We start from the raw sequence: 25,293 nt of genomic DNA, 5'->3' as shown, positions 1-25,293 counted from the left end.
CGTGCTCCTTCACTGGGGAGGAAGAATCAGGCTCCAGGTCTCGGTGAGGACCTGTTGCTTCGTCTGGAGGAAGCCGCGCAGCTCGGTCGACTGACCGGGGCGGAGCTGCTTGATGCGGACGGCCATGCGCCAGCCGCCGGTGACCGGGTTCGGGTAGGCGTTGACCTCGGTGACCTCGCCGTTGCCGTTGGTGCTGGCCACGGCCTTGACCTCGGCGCCGGCCGGCAGCGCGGCCAGCGACGGACCTTCGAAGTCGACGATGAACTGCTGCTCGTTCTTGTCCAGCTTGGCGTAGCTGTAGCCGGTGCGGGACTGCACCGCCCAGGCGCCGGGCGGGCGCTGCTGCTGCTCGCCCTGCAGGTGCAGGCGGTACGAGTAGTCCAGCGGCTGGCCCGGGGCCGGCTGCTTCGCCGGCACCCAGTAGGCGACGATGTTGTCGTGCGTCTCGTCAGGCGTGTGCAGCGACATCAGCTCCACGCGGCCGGGACCCCAATCGCTGGTCGGCTCGACCCAGGCGGAGGGACGCATCTCGTAGCGCGCCTCGGTGTCCTCGTAGTTGGCGAACTTGCGGTCGCGCTGCATCAGGCCGAAGCCCTTCACGCCGGGCAGGGTGAACGAGGTCGTCAGCGTGCCGTTCGGGTTGATCAGCGGACGCCAGATCCATTCGCCCGTCGAGCTGGCGACCATCAGGCCGTCGCTGTCGTGGACCTCGGGCCGGAAGTCGCCCTTCTGCGGCTGGTTCTCGCCGAACAGGTACATGCTGGTCAGCGGGGCCATCGCCAGCGTGGCCACCGACGAGCGCATGAAGAGGCGCACGCGCGTCTCGACCACGGTCTCCGCGCCCGGCTTGATCACGAAGGTGTAGACGCCGCTGGCGCGTTGCGAATCCAGCAGCGCATGCACGGTCAGCGACTTGGCGTCGGCGGCGGGGCGCTCGATCCAGAACTCGGTGAAGCGGGGGAATTCCTCGCCCTTGCCGCCGACGGTGTCGATGGCCAGACCGCGCGCCGACAGGCCGTAATGCTGGTTGGCGCCGAGGACGCGGAAGTAGCTCGCGCCCAGGAAGACGGCCAGCTCGTCCTTGTACTTGTCGTTGTTCAGCGCGTAGTGCGCGCGGAAGCCGGCGTAGCCGACGTCGCCCCACTTCTGCGGCGACAGCTGGCTGTTCTTGCCGTAGTCGAAGTCCTCGCGCTTGAAGGGGACAGGTCTTGCCTGACCGCCGACGATCTCATTGATGCGCACGGCCTGGGTCTGGTAGTGGCCCAGGTGGAAGAACATCAGCTCGAAGGGCAGCTTCTCCTCGCGCCACAGCGCGCGCGCCGGCTTGAACCGGATGTCGCGCATCTGGTCGTAGTTCAGGTTCTTGAGCTCGGCCGGCAGCGTGTCCGGCGGCGCGACGTAGGGCTTGGCCGCGAGCGCCTTGGCGCGCTCGGCCACCTCGTCGAAGCCGAAGGCGTGCGCCGCGGCGGTGGCCGCCAGCAGCGCGGCGCCGACCGCGAGCCCGAAGAACGACCCCATCCACCGACGCTGGCCGGCCTGGAGGCGGGCACTGGCCGCCTGGATGAGGACCCGAGAGGAGGGGGTGTGAATATTTCTCATGTGACACACCTACTGCAAGGCCTGTGCCACATGGGAAATCTGTTTTAAATCAACAACTTACGTCGTTGGTGCGGTGCCGCACGCGGGAATTTCTGTCGCCGGGGGGCGACGCGATTGCCGCCGGTTCTTCCAAGTAATTGATTTGAAAGGGATTTTCTTGTCGCTATTCAGCGACAGGTCCGTCGGCGCGGAACATCGAGGGGTCCAGTCCGTTGCGCTGCAGCAAGCGGTAGAACTCGGTCCGGTTGCGGTCGGCGAGCCGCGCGGCATCGGCCACATTGCCGTCGGTGAGCTTGAGCAGGCCCACCAGGTACTCGCGCTCGAAGCGCTGTCGCGCCTCGGCGTAAGGAAGTACTTCGATGCTGGGCGAGCGCAGCGCGCGCTGCACCAGCGAGAGCGGGATCAGCGGCGAGGTGGCCAGCGCGCTGACCTGCTCCACGACGTTGTGGAGCTGGCGCACGTTGCCCGGCCAGGCGGCCATGGTGAGCGCCTTCAGTGCCTCGGGCGCGAAGCCGTTGAGGCGCTTGTCGTACTTGGTCGCGAGCTTCTGCAGGAAGTGCTGCGCCAACAGCGGGATGTCCTCGCGGCGCTCGTCCAGCGTGGGCAGCGTGAGGCTCACGACGTTGAGGCGGTAGTAGAGGTCCTCGCGGAACTGGCCCTCGGCCAGCGCGACCTCGAGGTCGCGGTGGGTCGCGGACAGGATGCGGACGTCGATGGGCACCGAGGCGCTGGCGCCGACCGGGCGCACCTGGTGCTCCTGCAGCACGCGCAGCAGTTTGACCTGCAGCGGCAGCGGCATGTCGCCGATCTCGTCGAGCAGCAGCGTGCCGCCGTCGGCGGCCTGGAACAGGCCGCGGTGGTTGGCCAGCGCGCCGGTGAAGGCGCCCTTGACGTGGCCGAAGAGCTCGGACTCCAGCAGCGGTTCCGGGATCGCGCCGCAGTTGACGGCGACGAAGGGCCGCTTGGCGCGCGGGCTGGCGGCGTGGATCGCGCGGGCGAGCAGCTCCTTGCCGCTGCCGCTTTCGCCGCGGATCAGCACCGGCGCCTGCGAGGCGGAGACCAGCCGCGCCTCGGCCAGCACCTCGGCCATCACGTTGGAGCGGCTGACGATGGACTCGCGCCAGAGCTGGTCGGGGCTGTCGTCCTGGTGGACCGCGGTGAGGGTCAGGGCTTGCGCGATGGTGTCGAGCAGCGCGCGGCCGTCGAAGGGCTTGGTCAGGTAGGTGTAGACGCCCTGCGCGGTCGCGGCGACGGCGTCGGGGATGGTGCCGTGGGCGGTCAGCAGGATCACGGGCAGGGCGGGGTGGCGCTCGCGGATCGTGTTGAACAGCGCCAGGCCGTCCATGCCGGGCAGTTGCACGTCGCTGAGCACCAGCGCGGGCCGCTGCACGTCGAGCTTGGCCAGCGCGGCCTCGGCACTGCCGACGGCGGTGACTTCGTAGCCGGCGGCCTCCAGCCGCATCTGCAGCAGCTTCAGCAGGTCGGCGTCGTCGTCGACGATGAGGAGCGGCGCTCCTCCGCTCATGGCTTGTCCAGCGCCGAGCGCGGCCCGCCCAGGCTGCGTTCGATCGCCTTGAGCGCTTCGAGCTTGCGGTTCGCGTCGTCCAGGCGGCGCTGCAGGTCGTCGCGGGCCAGGCGGGTCTTGTCGAGCTCGCCTTCCATGCGGCGCTGCTCGGCGACGCGGTCGACGAGGAACTGCGCCATCGGGCGCCATTCGTCGGCCTCGGGGCGCGCGTCGCGCAGGACCTGGTCGAGCAGGGTCTGGGCGCGGAAGGTCTCGCCGTTGGCGTGGCTGAACATCAGCGCGAGCGCGAGCTGCACGGCGTTGCCGGGCGGCAGCGCGGCGTCGTCGCGCGGGGCGACTTCCTGCGCGAGCTCCAGCGGGCTCATCTGGCGCAGCCGGTCGTTGAGGTTGAGCACGATGCGCGCGACGTTGTCGGTGGGCGCGACGACGGGCACCTGCACCGGCACCTGGACGCGCACCTCCTTGATGATGGTCTTGGGCGGCTGCTGGGCGCAGCCGGCGACGAGCGCCGCCGCGACGAACAGCGTCGCGAGCGTCAGGCGCGTCAGGCGTTCGAGGACTTCAGGAACCGGGGCGTGTGGGCGCATGGCAGCGTGATTCTGAAATGGGCGCCTTGGTCGGCGGGCAGCAGGTCGATGTGCCCCCCGTGGGCGGCGATGTATTCGGTGACGATGGACAGGCCGATGCCGGTGCCCTTGAGCGCGTCGTCGGGTTGGCGTTCGCCGCGGTAGAAGGGCTCGAAGATGCGGGCCTGGTCCGCCGGCGCGACGCCGGGGCCGTCGTCGCGCAGATCGATGGTGAGCTGGCCGCCCTGGCGCGCGAGGGCGATGTCCACGCGTCCCCCGGGCGGGGCGAAGCGTATCGCATTGGAGAGGAGGTTGCCGACGGCGGCCGCGATCTTGGCCGGGTCGACCTCCGCCTCAAGCGGTCCGCCGGAAAGGGATACGTGCAATCCGCGTGCCTGCCATTGCAGCCGCTGGTGGTCGATCGTGCCCTGGATCAGGGACATGAGCTCGGTGCGCTGCGGCTTGAGGTCGCGCGCCTCGAAGGCGGCGGCGTTGAAGCGCAGCAGGTCCTCGATCTGTCGCTGCAGCACGGCGGTGTTGTCGCGCAGGATGCGCGTCACTTCCTTCTGCTTGTCGTTGAGCGGGCCGGCGACCTCGTCCTCCAGCAGCGCGGTGCCTTCGCGCAGTGCGGCCAGCGGGGTCTTGAGCTCGTGCGAGACGTGCCGCAGGAAACGCGCCTTGTCGGCATCGAGTTCCGCCAGGCGCAGCCGCAGCCAGTCCAGGCGCTGGCCGATGACGCGCAGGTCGGCGGGGCCGCGGATCTCGATGCGGTCGTCCAGGCGGTTCTCGCCCAGTCCCTTGATGGCGCGGGCGAGGTGGCGCAGCGGCCGGGTCAGGAAGATGCCGAACACCAGCGACAGCAGCGCGGCCAGGGCGATCGCGCCCAGCACCTGCTGGCCCAGCAGCACGCGGCCGTTCTCGAGCTTGTCCTGGAGCACGCGGTTGCTGGTCTCGGCGTGCTTGCGGACGTCCTCGGCGAGGCTGCCGGTGAGGCCGCCGAGTTCGCGGAAGCGCGTCATCAGGTCGGTCTCGCGCTTGCGCGGGTTGAGCGCGCGCGGCGTGTCCAGCAGCGCGCGGACCTCGGCGAGCTTGGTCTTCCACGCGTCCAGCGGCGCGGGGGCCAGGCCTTGCGCGCGCAGCAGGTCGAGCAGCCGCCCGGCGTCGCCGGCGTCCTCGTCGAAGCGCTGACGCAGCGCGTGGTCCTCCAGGACGGCGTACTGCCGCGCGGCGCGCTCCATGCTGACGCCGCGGTCGCCGAGCTGCTGCACCTCGCTGCTCATGCGCGCGGCGCGCACGACCGCCTCGCGGCTCTGCATCGTCAGCCGTTCGAGCGTCAGCAGGCCGCCCAGCGACGCGGCGGCGAGCAGGCCGGCGATCGACAGGAAGCCGATCAGCAGCATCTGGCGGAAGGAAATGCGGTTCAGCATCGGGCGGCAGTGTAGTTGTCCGGTGGTGTGCGGTTGTCGGAGACCCGGGTTCTCCGGCGACAAGCACCGTCGAACCTGACAACCGCGCGACGGGGGTTGTCACTGACGCAGTGTTTCGATTCCCTGCGACAGCCGTCATGACTTCCCAAGAGACAACTTCATCCATCTCGACCTCCCTGTCGTTCCTTCCGCAGCTTCCGCCCCAGATGCGATACGCCACGTACGAGGAGGCAAGCAAGATGCTTGCTCCGCACGTCGGACTCGTGCGGCTGCTCATGGAAAAGGTGGGGCAGGCGTTGAAGAGCCAGGGAATGACCTGGCAGCCGGTGGCCGCGGATCTGGAACGATTCATCCGGGACGAGTTGTCGGCGGTGGATGGATTGATGGGCGGAACGACGGGGTCCGATGCGCTGGATCGCGCCGCCAAGTCGATGGCCCATGCCTTGCAGACGGGCGACATGCAGTCGCTGGTCCTGGCCTACGACCACCTTGCGGAACACTTCGCCGCCGGGCGCACGTTCGCCGTGGCGGTGTACTCTGCACCCCATGGATTGGTGGGGTCGTCGACACCGCTCTTCGCGTCCAGTGAGGCCTATCGCCGGTCCGTGCTCCCAAGTCATGAGGCGGCATTCCTGGCCGGCCTGGACAAGGGCGTGCGCGCGATCCTGGCAGAGCATCCAGATCTGCAAGGCGCCTCGGCGGCGTTGATCCGGCAATGCCTGGGCGCGGCGATCACCGAGTCCACGTTTGTGCTCGAAGTCGAGCACATCGAGCGACTGCGACGGTCCGGTGTCGCTGCCGATCAGACCCTGCTTGAAGCGGCTCGGCGGATCTACCCTGCACTCGGGGACGTGGCGCAACACGGACTGATCCGTCCTGTCACCGCGATCTGGACGAGCCATGGAGAAGGCGCCGAGGCCGCGTTGGCTGAACTCCTCAAGCAATACCGGGCAACGACATCGGACCAGGACATCCGCCACCTGCTCAAGCTGGATCCCGCGGCGATATTGCCCGGAGCGGGGGCAGGCATCGACGAACAGCGTCCATTGGCTTTTCTCGGGAAGTCCCTTCCCGCCACGGAACAGCGGCTGGACCGTGTCAGCGGAAGCATCGAGATCCGTTGGCCTGCCAGCGCAGACGATCCGTCCAGGGCGATCGAGGTCAGGTTCCGGCCGTTGTCCCCCGGCGCCACGGAGGGGGAGCGGCGCCTGCAAGACCAGGACATCCGGCACCTCGACGAATACCTGGTATCTCACTTCGTGCGCGACCGGTCCCCTTCTCCGGCCATTTTCCCGCACGAGATCACCCTCTCCGAGGGCCGCATCCGAGTAAAGCAGCTCGTTCTTGCGAGACAGCAGGACGGCCGGGGCTGGCACACCGATCGGATCGCGGTCCGCCGGGCGTTGAACGTCCTTGGGGCGTTCTCCTCGCCGCTGAGACTTGAAGCCGGCAATTGGTCCGACCACGGCTTCACCGTCGTCGAAGCGACGCCGCCCACTGAAAACTTGGAATCGCTGCGCATACAACTTCAAATGGAGGACGATTCCGCGTCCGTCTGGAATATCACGGATGCCGTTGCCAAACATCCGGACAACACGATATGGATTCGAGTCGGCGATGACGGCAGCCACCACATCGTCCGAGGCGAGGGTCTGCTTCAGCGAGTGTCGTCCGAGACGCTCATCGCCATCGAAATCGTCGGGCACGGCGCACCCGTGGAAAACGCGAGGCGCATGGCGCTGTCCGGCTATTCGTCGAAAGCCTTGGCACGACGGGTCGGCGAGCTGGTCGGAAAATTGAGTTCGGCGGGCTGGGCCAAGGTCAAGAAGGTGTCCCTCTATTCCTGCGCGCTGGAAGCCCCCATTGCCGGTGAAGGCTATGCGAGCGACTTTCTGCGCAAGGCGGTCGGGCTGGGCTGGATGGCGGACAGCGGCGAAGTCAAGGCCTATGCGGAGATCATCGGCGGTCATCCTCGCTGGACGAAAAAATACCAGGGAGCGGAAATCAAGTTTCGCGCGCCCAAGCGGACGTACGTCCACGCCTTCGACAGTGAATCCGGCGAAATCAGGCGGTGGGACAAGTACCCGCGCCTGGACGTGGACTCGAGCCGCGACGTCGATCCGCAGATCGTCGACGACTTCTTCGCAGACCTGCCCGCGTTCCTGGACGCCGAGACGGTCGAGTCCTTTCTCGGAGCCTCGGACGATCGTTCGCTCGCGCCGCCTTCCGGCGATGCCGGCCCTGTACGTCAGCCAGGCAGCGCCGGCAAGGTGCACGAGGTGCTGTCGAGGCTGGGAGAGACGCTGACCAGGAGCAAGATCGCGAAGTCGGAGGGGGCAACTCCGGACGCGGTACGAAGTGCCGTGCAGGCGCGTCTGACGGCATTCGCAAACGGTGCCAAGCTGGATGTCCATGCGATCGGGCCGATCGCCGACGCGATCGCGGACGGGTTGTGGCAAAGAGACCCGATGAAGCTTTACGAAGGGTTCGCCAAGCTCTCTCGGCTCTGCAATGAGACCGGCCTCGCTTTCGTGGAAGTCGCATGGGGACGGAATCCGCAGGGTGTGGTCGGCAAGGCGACGTTCCCTTCGCAGGTCGTCGGCGCGTTTCGCAAGAATGCGCAGCTGCCGCAAGCCGAGATCACATTCATTCGCGTCATGGACGCCGGTCTGAAAGCGATGGACGGCATCCCGGGCAAATCACCGGGGGATCTGCGCACGCATTGGCTGGGCCGCCAGACCCGCGCGCTGGTCGCCAGCGCGCTGAGCGGACGCCCGTTCGTGATCGATGCGGATGAGGTCCGTCGGATGTCGCTGTCCGACCTGCCCGTCGACGTCGCCGGCCTCGATGTGCTGGAAGTGGTCCATGCGGCCGCCCGGAAGCTGTCCGACCAGGCGAGCATCGAACCGGTGATCTACCTGGGCGACGCTCCGAAATCCGGCGAAGGCGAATGGACGACATACAAGGATGGCAGCAAAGTCAGTCGCGACGACCTGCTCGCGGTGTTGCGACCAGAACGCAAGGCCGATATGGATGCCTTGCGGATCCCTCCTGCTTCGGTCGATGACAGTCGACCCTTGTCACGCCTGGGCGCCTTCTTGCCTGATGCGATCCAGACGCTCGACCGCGAAGCGGGCACCATCCGGATCGTCTGGCCCACGACGTCCGACGGAAGCCAGGCCGACACGGTACTCGCCTTCATCCCGTCCGACGCCGACCCAGGATCGGCCGACCGGGCTCGGCAGGACGCGGACATCCGTGCCATGGACGATTTCCTCGTCAGCGCGTTCTTCCACCAATCGGACTCGCCGTTGAACAGCATGCCGGCCAGGTTGACCCTGGAAGGCAACGTGTTGAAGGCGTCGCGTTTGCCATTGGCCGAGCGCACAGCCGGCCGATGGCTCCCGTACGACCAGGCGTTCCGCGAACTCCAGGAGTTCCTCATGCCCCGGCGTCGACGCGTGGCGTCCTCGCCGCCGGTGGCCGATTGGAAAGCCGATCTTCAGCAAGCCTCCATTGGCGCAAAGGTCGGGCGCGACGGGCCCGACGACAAGCTGCGTGTCCTTCTGCAGATGGAGGACGACCCCGTCGTACACAACGTCATTCTCGAAGATGTCCGACGTCACCCCGACAGCGTGGTGTGGGTCCAGGTCGGAAAGGATGGCACCGCGCTGATCCGGTACGGGGAGGCCTCGTTGCAGGCAGGTGCCCCGAGCCGTGCGGTCAAGTTGGAGATATACGGCCATGGCGAACACGATCCGGCGACGCGATCGCAGATGCTGGCCGGTTACCGGCCGATCGAACTGGCGGAGAGGTTGAGCCCGGTTGTCCAGCTCCTCGGGTTGAAGGACCGAGCCGGACAGGCCACGCTGGACGCCTGCGCGTTGGAAACGCCATCGGTCGACAGCAGTTTTGGCGAAGAGTTCCTGAAGGCGGCCATCGCGAAGGGTGTCGTGTCCGGCGATGCGACGCTTGTCGCGTACGGCGAGCTGCTGATCAAGCAGGGCAGCATTGCCTTGATCCCTCGTGGCAGGACCACCATGCCGTACGACGGCGGGACCAGGCATTCGCACAAGGCTGGCGTGACATGGACATTCAAGGTGAATCGTGTCACGGGGGAGATCGATCGGGTCGACAAATACCCGGCGCCCACGGATGAAGCACCGAAGTCGCCCCTGCCTGAAGGAACTCGCATCGAGCAGGTCAAGGACCGGGTCGGGGTCGACGGCTCGAAGAGCGAGCAGGCGTCTGGAACGCCGGCGCGTCAGCAGTGGAGCTCGGCCGGGAAGTTGAAGGAACTGCTCCGGACCGTGGACCTGATCTTGGTGAGGGCCGGGATCCCTCAGCCCGACGGCTCGGTGCCGCCAACGCTGGTCAAGGCCGTCCAGGATTCTTGGATGGCACTTGTCCCGCTGCCGCGCAGCGGTATCAACACGGCCCCGTTGCCCGAGGCCGCCCGCTGGATCGCGGAGGGACTCTGGAACATGGACCCTGCTGCGCTGCATGCCGGGTTCGACGTGCTGAGCGACATGTTCCCGGCTGATGTGAGGCGCACGTTCCAATGGGGCGATCGGCCGCGAGGGATGGTGAAGGACGTCCGCTTCCCGACACGGGTGGCGAATGCGTTCGAGAAACGGGCGTCCTTGCCGGCTGCCGAGGCCTTCCTCTATCAGGGCCTGTGTGCCGGGGTAGCCGACATGGCGAAGCCAGCGCCCGGTGCTGTCGACACGCCGGACGTCACCGGTCGCATCGCGCTCGGTCAACAGACGGCCAGCCTCGTCCACGCGCTCCTGAGCGGAAAGCCATTCGTCATCGATGTCGACCTGCTGAGCCAGCTGTCGCCCTCCGGGTTGAAACGGAAGCTGGGCGTCACGCAGATCGATGTCCTGGAAGTGATCCAGAGCGCCTCGAGGCACCTGGCTCGACTCGGGATCATGTCCGAGTCGATCTACATGACCGATTCGGCGATCGGGACGACCCCAGGATGGGAGACATATCCGGACGGAAGCCGGATTCATCGGGGCGATCTTCTTCCCGGCCTGCTGCCGGACCGCCAGCGCACGCTGTCAGTGCTGCGCGCGCCGCTCGATGGTGCCGTCCGGGACGCGGCACCGTTGGCGAGGCTGCACGACTTGATGCCGACCGCGAAGCAGTCGCTCGATCGGGTCGACGGAACCATCACGATCAAATGGCCGGGCCAGGGGGGGTGGCGGGAGGGCGACACGGTGCTGCGCTTCCGGCCGATCGCCGAGGGCGTCGACCAGGACGGGCGTCGGCAGCAGGACGCTGACATCCGGGCGTTCGACGAATTCATGGTGCACGTCGTCTCCGGCAGCGTCGATCAATCGGAGAACGCGACCCCGTCTCGATTGACGCTGACGAATGGCGTCTTGACCGCGGACAGCGTGGTGCTGGCCAAGCGTGTGAACGAACGCTGGATCATCGACCACGAGAGCGTTCAGCGCAGCCTGGATGTGTCGGGACCGCACATCGGAAAGGATGCGACCGCCAACCGAGGGGGCGGCGCTGAGGCTTACGGTCTCGACACCGTGCACGCCATTGACAGTGAAGAGGCCCGCAACCCCAGGCCGGGTCGCGCGGGCGAGCTGTCCGAGCTGTTCGACACGCTGGCGGCGACGCAAACCAAGGGCGGCTTCACCAAGCGGGCTGGCAACGCGCCGGACGCCGTGGTCGAGGCGGTGCAGGAGAAGCTGCGAACGTTGTTCCTTGAGCTGAAAGGGGTGTCGGAGAGCGACCTGCACACCGCCGCGAGATCCATGGCGGACGGCGTCTGGCAACGTGATCCCGCGAAGATCCAGGAGGGCTACGTCAAGCTGTCCGCGCTCTGTGCCGTCGACAGCGGTCAGGTCGCGAAGGTGACGTGGAGCGACCGGCCGATCGGCGTGGTGGATCGGGTGACCGTGCCGTCGCAACTGCGGTTGACATACGACACATTCGTATCGATGCCGCTCCCCGATGCGGCGCTGGCGCACGGCCTGCAGGCCACGGTGGCGGGCATGGACGGCCTGCCCCTGGATGCGCAGGCGGATGCTGGCAGCCGCGCCTTCGCGCGGCAGACCCTGGCGCTCACGGAGGCTGTGCTGAGCGGGCAGCCGTTCACCGTCGATGCGGATGCCGTCTTCCGGATGTCCACCTCGAAAGACGTCGACGCCCGCGCAACGCTGGACGTCCTGGACGTCACCCACGCCACTGCGATGCAGCTGGCGAGCAGGGACGTGATGGCGACGCCGATCTACCTGACCGACGCGCGGCAGAGCCCGGACGTCGGATGGGAACGGTATCCGGACGGCAGTCTGGTCCACCGCGGCGACATCCTGCCGAACATCCTGCCGGAGCGCGCCGAGACGATGGAGCGCCTGCGGACTCCGATGGCGATCGCGGTCGACGAGACCCGTCCGTTACCGCGTCTCGCCCGGTTCATGCCCGAAGCGACGCAGACGCTCGACCGGCGGGCAGGGACCGTGACCATCGTCTGGCCCGAGATGAGGGACGGCCGCCAGGCCGGCTCGGTGCTGAGATTCGCACCGTCCGACGCAGGCGCCGGCACGGAAGGCCGGCGTCTGCAGGATGCCGACATCCTGGCGATGGACGACTTCATCATCCGCGAGTTCTTCCCATCGGCCGGCCCCGTGCGCAACAGCATGCCCGGCGAGTTGAAGCTTGTCGATGGCACATTGGTCGCGGGTCGTTCCGTGCTGGCCGAACGGCAGGGGGGGCGATGGGTGCGGGACAGCGCGGCCATGCGCGAGGCCCTGTCGATCCTGTCTCCACGTCCCGTGACGCCTTCGGCTTCCAGACCGGCGACGTCGTGGCATGGCGAACTCGGCGACGCGATCACGGGCCTGAAGGTCGCGGACCAGGGGAGCCGGCTGCTCGTCCATCTGCAGATGGAAGACGACCTCGTCATGCTCCACGGCGCGCGACGCACGATCCGGAATCATCCCGAGGAAACCGTGTGGATCCAGGTGGATCGCGATGGCAACCACGTGATCCGGCATGGCGCGGAGCTGTTGCAGCGGGCGGCCCCCGACCTCCCCGTCAAGATCGAGATCAGCGGTCACGGCAGTCACGATCCCGCGACCCGGACTCAACGGCTGGCGGGCTACGGTGCCGCGGACCTGGCGAACCGGGTTGCTTCGGTCATCGGAAAGATTGACCTGACATCGAGGGCGAAGAACCTCACGCTGGTCTCCTGCGCGATCGAGGCGCCGGTCGTGTCGGACAGCTTCGGCGCCACGTTCTTGGAGGCCGCGATCGATCAGAAAATCGTCCATCAGGACGCGACGGTGGTGGCGTACGGCGAGGTGCTGGTCAGGAACAACCGGCTCGAGGGGACCCAACCGTCCCGCACGACCCGCAGGCATCCGGGTGCGAAGCCGGAGAAACACGCGCCGGGCGTGACCTGGCAGTTCAAGAAGGACGCCGCCACGGGGAACATCGTCCGGACCGACAAGTACCCGGCCGGGAGTGCCGAGGACGGCCACGAAGCCGACGATGACGATTCGGCGCTGAAACGCCTCGCTGAGTTCCGGGACGAGGCCTACGGGGCGAGGGCGGCGTCGACCGGAGACGGCCTCGCCGGGCACACGCTTCGCATGAACGGGATCGATGTTCCGTTGACCTTCCTGGCCTCGCTAGGCGCGCAGATCGACGGCCAGCCCCTCACCGCCGACCAGCTGCACGCCATCGCGGATCTCCCTGACGATCCCGTGACACGCCTCAAGATCGATCCGGAACTCTTGGGGCAGTGGACGTCGTTGTTGTCCGACCAGCCCGACGCCGAGATCTCCGACCGGATCCGCGCGCTGGGCGGGTGGCTGGACGGACGGGAGAGGCAGTCGGGCGCGGGCGCCGCCTTCACCGGCGAGGCTTCGCCGGAGACCCGTGCGACCGTCGACAGACTGAAGTCGGCGTTCAACGCGGATGCCGTCGGCGATGGGCACGCCTTGAGCGACGCCGAACTGCTCAAGGCGGCGCGTGGCGAAGACGCGGGTCCCACGAGCCTGCTCGGAGAGATCCTCCAGAACGTGTCGGAGTCGACGCGCTTGGATTTCGAAAACTGGTTGACGAGAACCGGTCAGAGTCTCGACGGCTTGAAGGACATGGCGCCGTCGCGGCCGGGTGGCGAGGCGGACACGCCGGTCGAGAAGGTCGCCAAGGCGATCGAGCGGCGCGCCAAGGACGACGACGGCATCGACTTCGACAAGATGGTGCGCGTGGACAAGGGCAACGCACTCGCCAGTCTGCAGGAGATCGGCGTCGTGCGGATCGACCAGCACGGGCTGCGCCTGGATGCCTCGCGTCTGAAGGCGTACATCGACAGCGGCGACGGCGTGACGCTCGCCTATGCGGGGCGGGCACTTCGCAAGATGTCCGGCAAGGCCTACCGCGCACTGCTCGATTCGGCGCCCGACAGCGTCCGGCCGTTCATGACGGAGATGCGTGGCCTGCCCTCGGCCGGAAAGGCGATCGGAAAGGCGATTGGCCGGAAGATCAGCGCCGGTTTCGACAAGCTGGACGGCGCGGTCGATTACATCGACACGGTCCAGGGCATCTATAACATCTTGGCCAATTGGGACCGGATGAGCCCGACCCAGAAGGGGTTGAGCATCGTGCAGAGCGCGAGCTTCATCATCTCCCCGCTGGCCATGATGGCGGGTCAGGCCTTGAGCAAGCTTGCGCCGGTCGTGCGCTCCGGCGTGCTCCGCGTGGCCTGCGCGGGTCTGGCGAGTGGCGCCGCCAACGTCGGCCTCTCCGCCCTGGGGTTGGCGTCGTGCGCCTTGGAATGGCAAGCCCTCAAGGACAGCGGGCAAGGGATCGACAGCTACGCCGGCAAGAGCGCGATCGCCAACACCGTCATGGCGTGCACGTCCTTCGTCATTGCGACGGTCAGTTTCGTTGTCAGCACGGCCGTGTTCCTGTCGGGAGGCGCGGCAGCGGTTGCCGGCACTGCGCTCGGCGCGGTGTCGAGCTGTCTCGGCGCCGCCGCGGCGCCTTTGGCTGTTCTGATGTTCATCACCAACGCGGTGGTTCAGGCGGCGCTCTGGTTCGAAGAGTTCGGTCAGTACATCCGCGATGGGACAAGCCTCGACGACAAGGCGCTGGCCGGCTTCGCCAAGGCCTTCGGCTTCTCGACCGATGTCACGCGGCGGGCGGAAACGGAGAAGGCCGCCCGGGAGGCCGCGGCCAAGCTCTCGCAGTCGCTGAAGGCTCAGTTTCAGTCCGACATGGAATTCGAGGCCAAGCAACTGGCCAAGCAAGGCTACGACACCGCCATGATTCCGGACACCGAGCATCCGGTGAAGCCCGTCACGTTCTATGACAGCAAGTCGAGCCAGAAGTACAACTTCACCCTGCAGCCGCAGAAGTCGAAAGCCACGACCTTTCGCAAGAGGGTTCACGGGCCAATGCCCCGCGACCTTCCGTCCGGAACGGCTTGGTTGTCGATGGATCGTGTCGATCTGAGTTGGGGCGTCAACAATAGGTCGCGCTTCGATGGAACGCATGGGGAACGGCAACTTTTCCAGGTGGGTAATCTGGTCGATGCGACCGTGGTCGGCTCGCCCCACGACGATGTCTTTCATTTGAGGAAGACCGATGGGGTTCAGCTCGAGAGAGGCAGTGACGTGCGCTGGGAAAAGAACGGCAACGACGAGATCCAGATCGACGCCGAGCATGCGGATGTGACGATTGAACATGAGCCTTTGCATGACAGCCGGGAGTCCCGTTTTCCGCTGAGCATTGACTTCCCTGGGTTGGATAGGACCTACGCGAACGCCTTCGACCGGATCACGGTCCGCAATGCAGCCAAGGCAAGTGTTTCCGGCAGCTACAGGGACGATCGACTCGACATTTCGGCGACCAGCGCGGAGATCCGAGGGCGAAGCGGGCGCAACACCTACGTCGTGCGAAACGGCAATCGGATCTTCGTCACATCGAGTGATGTGGCCGTCTGGAGTCGCGGTGTCAGCGGTGCCACCATTGATGTGGGAGACGCCGCAGCGAGCTTGCTGATCAAGGTCGATGTGCTGCATGAGTCGCTGTCTTTCCGCCGTGATGGGAAGCACCTGGACGTTCTGATCGGCAAGGAGTCGTTGAAACTGGAGAAGTACTTCGAGCCGTTGGACCGGCCAAGTCCGGGTCCTTTGCCGAATGTCACTTTCGTCGACGCGGTCGGGACGGTCGTGGTCCTGATCACGCCCGAACTGATCGAGAAGAAGGTCGCGGTCACTGAGCTCGACAAACACCTGATCTTCAGCACGGAGCTCCCTGGCTCGCGCAGGACCCTGACCGGAGACAACGCTCACAATCGCTTCCACCTGTCCTCGGGCGCCGGCGATCTCCGCGTCGTGCCGATGACGGGGATGCCGATGGAACTGTTCCTGAACGTTCCCGTTGAACGTCTCGGCCTGCGCGAGGAGGGCGAGGACCTTGTCATCGTCGAGACGCCGCCGTCCGACGCCCTTGCGACCTTCGCGCCGCTGCGATTGCGACTGTCGGGGCAGCGGCGATCCGACTCCGACGAGCCCGACCAGAACGTCACGGTATGGGTGACGGAGCAGGACAAGGCGCCTGGCTTGCTCGTGCTGCCCAAGCCTGGCAAGGCTGTCGATGCGACGGTCAGCGTCGTCACCCCAGCCAAGGCAGCCACGTCGACTTCCGCAACGAGCGAGAAGTCATCTGTCGCTGGCCAAGGCACGGACGGCCCGGAGGTGATCGATGCCCGGGCGCTTAAGGACGGCACCGTACTGCGTGGTGGCTCCGGTGCCGACACCTATCGGATCAAGGCGGGCCAGACGCTCGTGATCGACAACCGCGCCGCGGACGGGGCGCTCGATGTTCTGGAGCTTGAGGGGGTCGACTGGCTCGAATTCCTGAAGAGCCACCAGTTCTCACGGTCAGGCGGCGATCTCGTGATCCGCATGGCCACCGGTCAGATCACCGTGCAGGATCACGCGGCCAGGCCTGACGCGCGCCATCTCTCGCTCCGCGTCGGGGACAGACGGTTCGCCCTGCCCGTGATCCAGGACGGATTCATGGTGCATCTGCCGTCGCCCAATGAAGACCACGTGCTGGCGACGGCACCCGGCGCGCACTTGGTGCTGCCCAGGACGAGTGAGGCGTGGGGCCTGTCGTCCGTGCCTCGCACGGTGTGGATGCAACGTTCTACCGACAAGAGCGATCACGGAATGACTGTAGAGGCTGTCGTCAAGGGCGATCGACCGTCGACGGTGATGCTGGTGGACTACCACCGCGCGCCCGAGGACTGGAACCTGACGGATATTCATTTCCGAGAGGACGGCAACGTGTCGGGCGCCGTGAATCGGGTCCGATTCATCGGCCCTTCCGACACCTCGCCCCTTCACCGGGCGCTGGTGAATAGCAACGCCGACCCCGACGCCGTCTATCCGCTGACGACGGTGCAGGACTACCTCCAGTCGCGAGGGATGCCCAAGGAGGTCGCCAGCCAGATTCGCAGCAACACCTTCCAGCGCCTGCAGCGATTGCATCATTTGCTGGCGGTCGCTGTCGATTCGAGGGATTGGCTACTCCCGGCTGCATTCATCGACGCTTACGCGGAGAGCGGTCTGACACCCTCTGCCGATCAGGGGCCGATGATCAGGTTTCTGGCGTCGCGCAGGTCGATCTCGGCCTATGACCTGCGCAATCAGGAGCAGATGATCAGGTTTCAGGCATCGCTCAGGACGCCCTGGGCCTATGACGAGTTGATCCTGCGCAGCAAGCTGACGATGACGCAGCTCCAAGGTTTCGAATCGTGGGCCAGCGTCCATGTCGAGGACAAGTCGGGATCGCCCCAGTCTGTCGAAGACCTGACGGCATTCATCCAAATGCTGAAGGGCGAAAAGCCTCCGACGGTCAAGCCTTCATTGCTTGCCAAGGTGCTCGAGCTGAAAGGTTGCCCGACCGCTTTCGCGCAACAACTGGCCCTTGCGATGCACGCCGCCGACACCCTGGATGACGCCTGGGTGGCAGGCATGCTGCAAGCAGGCGTCATCCATCACGGCGTCTTGCGGCGCCTGAAGGACGCAGGCATCTCGCCCCAGGACGTGGTGCTGGGCAATGCCAATCGGAAGCGCTACGAGGGATCCGACGATCGGAGCGCGCTCATCGCTGTCAGCGCGTCGGAAGGCTTCAAGAGCCCGGTGACGACCGCCTACCGCTACACCTTGGAGTACTACCTCCAGCTCGACAAGAAGGGGAACCACTTCGGCAGAACGGACCGCGTCCCTCAGCCTGGCATCGTCTATGACCTCGTTCCCGGAGTCATCGTCGATGAGCGTGGCGAATCCCCCGATCCCAAAAAGGCATACGACGACTGGAAGAAGAAATACGACAAGCTGATGGAAGAGGAGAGGAGAAAGACGAAGGCCTATGACGACAGCTGCAAGGAGCCATCATTCGGCGGCGCCAACAGTTGTGGGTCGCTTCCCTATGTCTCCCAGATCCCGCAGTACAAGGAAGCGCTCTCTTCAGTCGTTCGTCTCGCAATACAAGGATTCGCGAAAGTGGAGTCGTATCAGGTGGGGGGCACTTTCGACGGTCGTTCAACCCCAGGGAATCTGGTCGACGGCTTCGAGGGGGCTGACGAGGTCGTCGCATGGCGGCCAGGTGGCGGGCCCGCCCGCAATGGCGAGGATTTCATCCAGTTCGATTTTTTGCATCCCGTCGCACTGACGGGGGTCACACTGAGGACCGGTCATCGCAACGTCTGGCCCAGAGATCCATGGGATGCGGAGTCGTATTGGCGATTTCAAGCACAGCGCGAAGATGGACAGTGGATCAGTCTCTGTCACTTCTGGGTTCAAAACCTCAACAAGACGAGGAGCCAAATTGTCGATACGAATGGCGTGCCGTATAGCAGATATCGGCTGATCTTCGACCCCAGCAAATACTCCAGAAAACGGGATCTGGAAGAAGACTGGGAACCATATCCGCCGAACTTCAACGGGGCCTGGTTCAGCGAGATCACCTTCACAACCGGCGAAACCGGCAGGAACCTGGAGACCGAGCTTTGCACCGGTCATCTTCAACGCGCCGGCTATGGCAGCGAGGAAATCCGATCCCTGTTTCTCCAAGGTCTCCGCGACGAGCGGGAAGCCAAGCGGGCCGGGGACCTGCGTCGGCATTTCGGCCCATTGCCTGCGGCCGCCGTCGTGGAAGACGTGCAGCTTCATGATTCGTTGAATGAGGCGGAGATCAAGATACTGAAGGACCTGCGGACCGGCCAGGGCGAGTCGACAGGCTGGTCTCCCGAGGCGCTCCTCAAAGCTGTCCGCCAGCGCTCCGCCCATCGGCACCTTCAACTGCTCAATGAGCGCTTGCCATTCTTCGACCCTGCATCGATCCAGGATGAAGCGCATCGCCAATTCGTGGCGCAGATCAAGGAGGGACTCGTTGACAGGCGCGACGCCTCCGCCAAGGAAAGCGAGGAGGAGGGGACGACGGGGGCGGGCACTGTTCCCGTGCCCCGCATGCCTGTCTGGCTGAAGGGTCTCGTCGTGTTGTCCCCGCTTGCCGACACGTCGGTATCGCCTGACCTTTTCAGGCAGATGCTCTTCGCGGCATTGAGAGGAAAATTCGGCGCGACGGACCCTGCGACGAACGGGGCACATCGCGGCGACACCAGTCCCTACGAGGCCGTTCAGCGTCTCCTGGACGAGCAGTACGTGAAGCTCGCCGCAAGTCACGGAGAGGCCAGGGCGATGCGCGACACCGCACCGTGGTATCTCCATCTTCTCGCGGTTGCGGCCGCTGCTTCCGGCCGCGCGTTGCGTCTGCTGGCAAAGTCCGACACGTCGCAGAACGCTCCGTTCATCCGGGCCGTGATCGAGGCCGCCCTTCCTCGGCTGCAAGCCGCCCAGAACGAGGGGCTGCTCCACGTGGTGATCGCGTCATCGATGCCGCCCGTCGGCAACGCGGCCGCCTGGACGACGTCGACGAGAAGCGGCATGGCCATGCACCTCTCGCCCGGGACCGCTCTCGTGACCGAATACGCTGAGGCCCGGAACGGGCTGCCTGTCCCCCGGCTGAAGGCGGGAGGCTTCAAGGACAACGAGGCGAAATCGCTGTTCGACAGCGGCGTTCAAACGCTGGATCAGGTGACGAGCGCAATCGAGTGGCGCCAGCTCTTCCCGGTCCTCTCATGGAAGACCGTTGCCGACGTCGTGCTTTACGACGGAACGCGCGAGCCGGTCAGCGGTCCGGGCGCGAGTGGCAGCCCTGTCCGGGTCGGGCTCACGCAGGCCCAGCTCGTCGAACTGATCGACAGGCGTCTGCCGATCGATGCCCCTCGTCTTTTCGGCACGGCAATGGCGCGTGCCCGTGTGTTGGAAGTCCACAGGTGGCTGGACGCCATGGGGCCCTCCACTGCAAACCTCCCGATCGCCGCGCAGTTGACGCAGGCCGCGGGGGGCTTGGCAGGCGCGCTGTCCTCCGCCATCGGCCTGGCCGTGAAGAAGGGGCTGCTCCACCGCGGTGCCTCCACGGTGACCGAAACTTCGGCCTGGGCGCCCTCGACCTTGCGCGGCTTCGTCTCGCTGGAACCGCTCGAAGACGGCGCGACGCCGCGGCCGTTCGATGCGCCGGTTTTCAACGTCCTGAAAGCCTACGAGCAGCTCCTCGATACGCTGGGTCAGAAGCTCCTCGACTCGGGGCATAACGAAGACGCCGCGAACGAAGCTCTACGGCCGAACTACCTCGAACTCGCCGTGATACGCGCCGCCATCTCTGGGCAGCGGCTCCGTCTGCATGTGCAGGCGGGAGAGTCGGCGCGAGAGCAGGCGTTCATCACCATGATCGAGGCGCGGCTCACTGATTTGCAGGATATGGACGCGCGCAATCTTGTCGACGTCGGCATCGTCTCGTCGATGCCCCCTGTCGATGTGCCTGATGCCTGGAAGACGGAGGTTTCCGATGGCAAGACCCGGCACCTGTCTACCGTGTTTTCGCTGGAGGCCTGGCGCCGTGCCAAGGACGGTCAGGCGATACCGCGGCTGGAGGCCGGGGGCTTCAGCCGTGAGGATGCACGGGCGTTGTACACGCTGGGCGTGAGGACATCGGAACTCGTGACGCGTGCGATCGAGATGCGCAAGCACTTCGGCAGGCTGCCTCCGGACGTTGTCGCGAAGGACGTCGTATTGCCTCCCCTCCCGGTCGAGGACCTCCAGTACGCGATCGCCCTGGCCAGGAATTTTGGGCTGGATCGGGCGGAGTTGCTTGCGGCCGTCCGCGGCAACAAGGTCAAGGTGCTTCGCGAGGTTCTGGTCAACGAGGACCATCTGCCGTATTCATGGCGCGACCTGCTTGAGCACACCTACGGCAAGTGGTTTCCCCTGGTGGAGCAATCCCCGGTCCGCTCCCTCCTGTCGAGCTTGACGACGGTGTTGGGTGAGGCCCTCGCGCATTGGAAGCTTGAAGCGGCGGAGTCGGTCAAGGACGTCGCATGGGCAATCGTGCGGTCGGTCTCCAGCCCTTTCTGGCGCTTTCGCGGGTCGCTGAGCGAAGCCATCCAGGAGCTGCAGTGGTGGCACGCCCGCCGCGACCTCCCGTCTGACGTCGTCATGTCGACGCCCTGGGCGCCCAAGCGCCTGCAGGGCATGGCCTCGCTCGGCGTTGCCGGCGAGGCGGGACAGGCGCTTGCGGCACCGACCGCCATCGCGCTCCAGGCGTTCGAGGTCCTTCTGGAAACGCTGGAAGCGGCGCTCCGTCAGCGAGGCGACAGCGAGGCATCGGTGACGCGGGCCATGGGTCCCCACTTCCTGCGCCTGACGGCCTTGCACGCCGCCGCCAGCGGACGTCAATTGCGCCTGCACGTGCCGCCGACGAGCGCGCACGCGGATCGGGAGCTCAGGGACCTCCTCGACCTGGCGATTCCTTTCCTGGAGAAAGCCAGGAGCGCGGGCCTCGTCGATGTCGCGATCGCTTCGGCGCGGTCGCCGGTCAATCCTGGGACTGCCTGGACCACCGAGGAAATGGATGGCAAGGTGCTTCATGTCTCGTCGAAGCGCCCGCTGGAGAGCGCATGGAACGAAGCCCGGCGCAGCTATCCGTTCCACCGCCTGACGGCGGCGGGCTACGGGGACTTCCATGCGTGGATGCTGGAGCATGAGGGCGTCGACACTGTCGACCTCGCGGATCGCGCGATCCAGCTGCGCCGCTTCTTTGGCGACCTGTCCCCGGAGGCGGTCCTGGCGGACCTCGGCAAACCGGCATTCACCGCCTGGGACGAGCGGCTCGCTGGCAGGCTGGGGTGGCTCGCGACCAAGTACTCGTTGGATGCCCTTGCGCTGGTCCGTGGCGGCGCGGCCGACCCGGTGATCCGGGTCAGCGTTGCGCTTCCCCGCTCCAGCGGCATCGTTACCTCCAGCAAACGGATCCAGCAGATCCAGAAGGATCTGATCCTCCAATGGCTGTCGGCCACGCAGGGCATCGCCTGGTCTGCCGACAACATCTATGTGAATGCCTTCGTGGACATCATGGGCCACGCCGCGACAGGGCATGTCGAGTCATTGACGGAGGCGCTCGCTATCGCGCGGAATCAGGGCTTCGCATACCACGGACAAACCACGGTGGAGGATGCCGAGGAGTGGTTGCCAGAGACGGTGCGCCGCCATGCGAAGCTTGTTCAAGATGACCGGGACGGGGTCTCCGGCATGGCAGCCTCGGATTTCATCGTCCTCCAGGGCTACAAGCAACTCCTCGACGCTTTCCACGCCGATCGCTTGAAGCACGGCGTTCGCGAAGAGGCGGTGGCGAAAGAGACCAGCCCGCTCTACCTCAAACTGCAGGTGCTGCGTGCCGCCGCAACGGGGCGGGGCATTGAGTTGCAAGCACCGGCGGGCGATTCCCGCCAGAGCCAGCGTCTTCGGGGCACGATTGAAGCCCTTCGCCATTCATTGAGCGGAGTCGAGGCGGAGGGATTGCTCAAGATCACCTTCCTGCCTGCAAGCGCCATCGAAGCGGACCACGACAAGGACGTCTCGAACTTGCCGGACCTCCAGACACAAGGCGATCCCGTCAAACGCGCCAAACGCGCCGCCATGGAGGTCGGCCAGGATCAAGCGGGCAAGGTCGACCCGCAGCGTCAGGCGAGTCTGCTCATGCAGGAGATGGCGGGCCAACGGACCGCGGACCTGGGCGGAACGCCCTCCGCCGGGACGCGGACGGCGCCCTCGCCGATGAGCTTGCTGACCGCGCAGGCGGCCTGACGCGGAACGGCGCCCCATCGCGCAGCCCGGTCGCCGTGTCAGGGGCCGGGCTGCGCTGACGGATACTCCAGCGGCCATGAACCTGCACCGTGTCGATCTCGTCTCGCTCTCGCTCTTCAGCCTGGTGGCCCGCACGGGCAGCATCAGCAAGGGCGCGGAACTGGCCGCGCTGGCGGTCGGCGCGGCCAGCAAGCGCCTGAGCGACCTGGAGCGTTCGCTGGGCACCACGCTGCTGGAGCGCCATTCGCGCGGCGTCACGCTGACCGCGGCCGGTCTGGCGCTGCAGCAGCACGCGCAGCGCATCCTCAGCGACGTGGACCAGATGACGGCCGACCTCTCCGACTACGCGTCGGGCCTGACCAGCGCTGTGCGGCTGTGGGCCAACACCTCGGCGGTGACGCAGTTCCTGCCGGAGCAGGTGTCGGCCTTCGTGCGCGACAACCCGCGCATCCGGATCGAGCTCGAAGAAGCGGACAGCCACGAGATCGTGGTTGCCGTGCTGGACGGCCGCGCGGACCTCGGTATCTTCGCGGACCGCACGCCGGCGCTGGGCCTGCACGTCCTGAACTACCGGCACGACCGGCTGGTGCTGGTCGCGCCGGTCGGGCATCCGCTGACGAAACGCAAGACGGTCCGCTGGGAGCAGGCCGTTGAACACGATTTCGTGACGCTGGCGAAAGCGACCTCGCTGCAGAAGCGGCTGGAGATGGAGACCGAGAAGCTCGGCCGACGCCTGAAGAACCGCATCCAGGTGCGCAGCTTCGACGCGATGTGCCGCATGGTCGCCGCGGGCATGGGCATCGCGGTGCTGCCGGACGTGGCGGTCGAACCGCTGCTCAAGCCGTTGAACCTGCGGCGCGTGGGGCTCGACGAGACCTGGTCCGACCGCACGCTGCTGATCGGGGTGCGCGACCTGGATGCACTGCCGAGGCATGTGCGGGTGTTCATCGATCATCTTTGCGACGGGGTTTGACCGATCAAGTCGGCGGAGGCTGGGGTCCCCTGGCCCTCATACGCTCGGCAGGCTCCGCTAAATCGGGCCAGGGGACCCCAGCCCCCGCCGACCGACACTCACCGGTGTTCGGGAGAACCCGAAGCCGCTTTCGCGATCCGTGAAAGCAGTCACCGCCACTCCGGCATTCCACCCGGAGGCGGTCCTTCCCAGAATCCGTCTCCACAACAAGGAGACATCGAACCATGGAAGGTCTGCAGGCCCTGCAGGGGTTGCGCATCGTCGAGATGGGGCAACTGATCGCCGGTCCGTTCGCCGGGAAGACACTGGGCGACTTCGGTGCCGACGTCGTGAAGATCGAAGCCCCCGGCAGCGGCGACCCGCTGCGCAACTGGCGCATGATCCAGGACGGTACCTCCGTGTGGTGGCAGGTCCAGTCGCGCAACAAGCGCTCCATCGCCCTGGACCTCCGCCAGAAGGACGGCCAGGACATCGCCCGCGCGCTGATCGCTGAAGCCGACGTCCTGATCGAGAACTTCAGACCTGGCACCCTCGAGGGCTGGGGCATGTCCTACGAGGAACTCGCCAGGACCAATCCCGGCTTGATCATGCTGCGCATCAGCGGCTACGGACAGACGGGTCCCTATCGCGACCTGCCCGGCTTCGGCGTGATCGGCGAAGCGATGGGCGGACTGCGCCATCTGACCGGCGAACCCGGCCGCGTGCCCGTGCGCTGCGGCATCTCCATCGGCGATACGCTCGCCGCGTTGCACGGCACCATCGGCGTGCTGACCGCGCTGTACCACCGCAAGGTCAACGGCGGACGCGGCCAGGTCATCGATGTCGCGCTCACCGAGGCGGTACTTAACGTCATGGAGAGCCTGGTCCCCGAGTACAGCGCCTTCGGCGCCGTGCGCGGTCCGGCCGGCTCCGCGCTGCCCGGCATCGCGCCGTCCAACGCCTATCCCTGCGCGGACGGCGTCGTGCTGATCGCGGGCAACGGCGATTCGATCTTCAAGCGGCTGATGCAGGTCGTCGGCCGCGAGGACCTCGCCAACGACGAGGCGCTCGCCAACAACGCCGGCCGCGTCGCCCGCGTCGAGGAGATCGACGCCGCCATCGGCGCCTGGGCCGCGACGCGCACCGTCGACGAGGTCCTCGCGCCGCTGGGCGAAGCCAGCGTGCCCGCCGGCCGCGTCTACACCGCCAGGGACATCGTCGAGGACCCGCACTTCCGCGCCCGCGACATGATCATCAAACAGCAGACGTGCGACGGCCATGAGCTCGACGTGCCGGGCATCGTGCCCAAGCTGATGGGCACCCCCGGTGCCGTGCGCCGCGCCGCGCCGCGACTGGGCGGCGACACCGACGAGGTGCTGCGCGAGATCGGCCTCACCGACGAGCAGATCGCCGCGCTGCGCGACCGCAAGATCGTTTCCTGAAGGCTCCGTGATGACTGCTTCCGCTTCCCCCTCCGACGTCTGGACCGGCGCCGGCCGGCGCATCTTCATGCAGGACGTCGGCACCCGCGACGGCCTGCAGGCCGAGACCACCTTCGTGCCGACCGCCGACAAGATCGCGCTGGTCGACGCGCTGTCGGAGGCGGGTCTCGCCAAGGTCGAGGTCACGGCCTTCGTCTCGCCGAAGGCGATCCCCGTGCTGGCCGACGCGTCGGAGGTGATGGCCGGCATCGCGCGCAAGCCGGGCGTGATCTACACGGTGCTGGTGCCCAACGTCCGCGGCGCCGAGCGCGCCATCGAGGCGCGTGCCGACGAGCTCAACCTGGTGATGTCCGCCAGCGAGAGCCACAACCTGTCCAACCTGCGGATGACGCGCGAGCAGTCCTTCGCCGGGCTGGCCGAGGTCGCCGCGATGGCGCACCAGGCCGGCATCGCGGTGAACGTGTCGCTGTCGTGCTCCTTCGGCTGCCCGATGGAGGGCGACGTCCCGTTCGAGACGGTGCTGGGCTGGTGCG

7 protein-coding genes and 1 pseudogene are annotated in these 25,293 nt (G+C 66.5%); 4 read left to right on the top strand and 4 right to left on the bottom strand.

Annotation, left to right across the window (positions count from 1 at the left end):
• Positions 1-9 precede the first annotated feature (9 nt).
• The 4 genes from VF536_RS11020 to VF536_RS11005 form a co-directional block, all read right to left on the bottom strand.
• On the bottom strand, positions 10-1,518 hold the full coding sequence (locus VF536_RS11020) for a glucan biosynthesis protein G (RefSeq protein WP_331614899.1): 1,509 nt from the start codon (positions 1,516-1,518) through the stop codon (positions 10-12).
• 244 nt (positions 1,519-1,762) lie between these two features.
• Positions 1,763-3,124, bottom strand: a complete 1,362-nt coding sequence (locus VF536_RS11015; RefSeq protein ID WP_331614892.1) for a sigma 54-interacting transcriptional regulator — start codon at positions 3,122-3,124, stop codon at positions 1,763-1,765.
• Complete coding sequence (locus VF536_RS11010) at positions 3,121-3,711, bottom strand: hypothetical protein (RefSeq protein ID WP_331614891.1); 591 nt, start codon at positions 3,709-3,711, stop codon at positions 3,121-3,123. Before VF536_RS11010 ends, VF536_RS11015 begins: the two co-directional genes overlap by 4 nt.
• Positions 3,669-5,117, bottom strand: a complete 1,449-nt coding sequence (locus VF536_RS11005; RefSeq protein ID WP_331614890.1) for a HAMP domain-containing sensor histidine kinase — start codon at positions 5,115-5,117, stop codon at positions 3,669-3,671. The genes VF536_RS11010 and VF536_RS11005 overlap by 43 nt, the downstream gene beginning before the upstream one ends.
• A gap of 239 nt (positions 5,118-5,356) precedes the next feature.
• Between VF536_RS11005 and VF536_RS11000 the strand changes: the two genes are divergently transcribed.
• The 4 genes and pseudogenes from VF536_RS11000 to VF536_RS10985 all read left to right on the top strand — a co-directional run.
• The gene (locus tag VF536_RS11000; protein WP_331614889.1) at positions 5,357-22,366 is read left to right on the top strand and encodes a C80 family cysteine peptidase; all 17,010 of its coding nucleotides are present in this window, start codon (positions 5,357-5,359) and stop codon (positions 22,364-22,366) included.
• A 76-nt stretch (positions 22,367-22,442) separates the two neighbouring features.
• Complete coding sequence (locus VF536_RS10995; RefSeq protein ID WP_331614888.1) at positions 22,443-23,339, top strand: LysR family transcriptional regulator; 897 nt, start codon at positions 22,443-22,445, stop codon at positions 23,337-23,339.
• Between the two features lie 224 nt (positions 23,340-23,563).
• Positions 23,564-24,760, top strand: a complete 1,197-nt coding sequence (locus VF536_RS10990; protein ID WP_331614887.1) for a CaiB/BaiF CoA-transferase family protein — start codon at positions 23,564-23,566, stop codon at positions 24,758-24,760.
• Between the two features lie 10 nt (positions 24,761-24,770).
• Positions 24,771-25,293, top strand: a pseudogene (locus VF536_RS10985) (hydroxymethylglutaryl-CoA lyase); the annotation flags it as partial.

Origin of the sequence: Roseateles sp. (assembly GCF_036486225.1) — a bacterium.
Classification (GTDB): Bacteria; Pseudomonadota; Gammaproteobacteria; order Burkholderiales; family Burkholderiaceae_C; genus Roseateles.
Note: the sequence above shows the minus strand (reverse complement) of the source record. Positions and strands in the feature narration are given on the sequence as shown.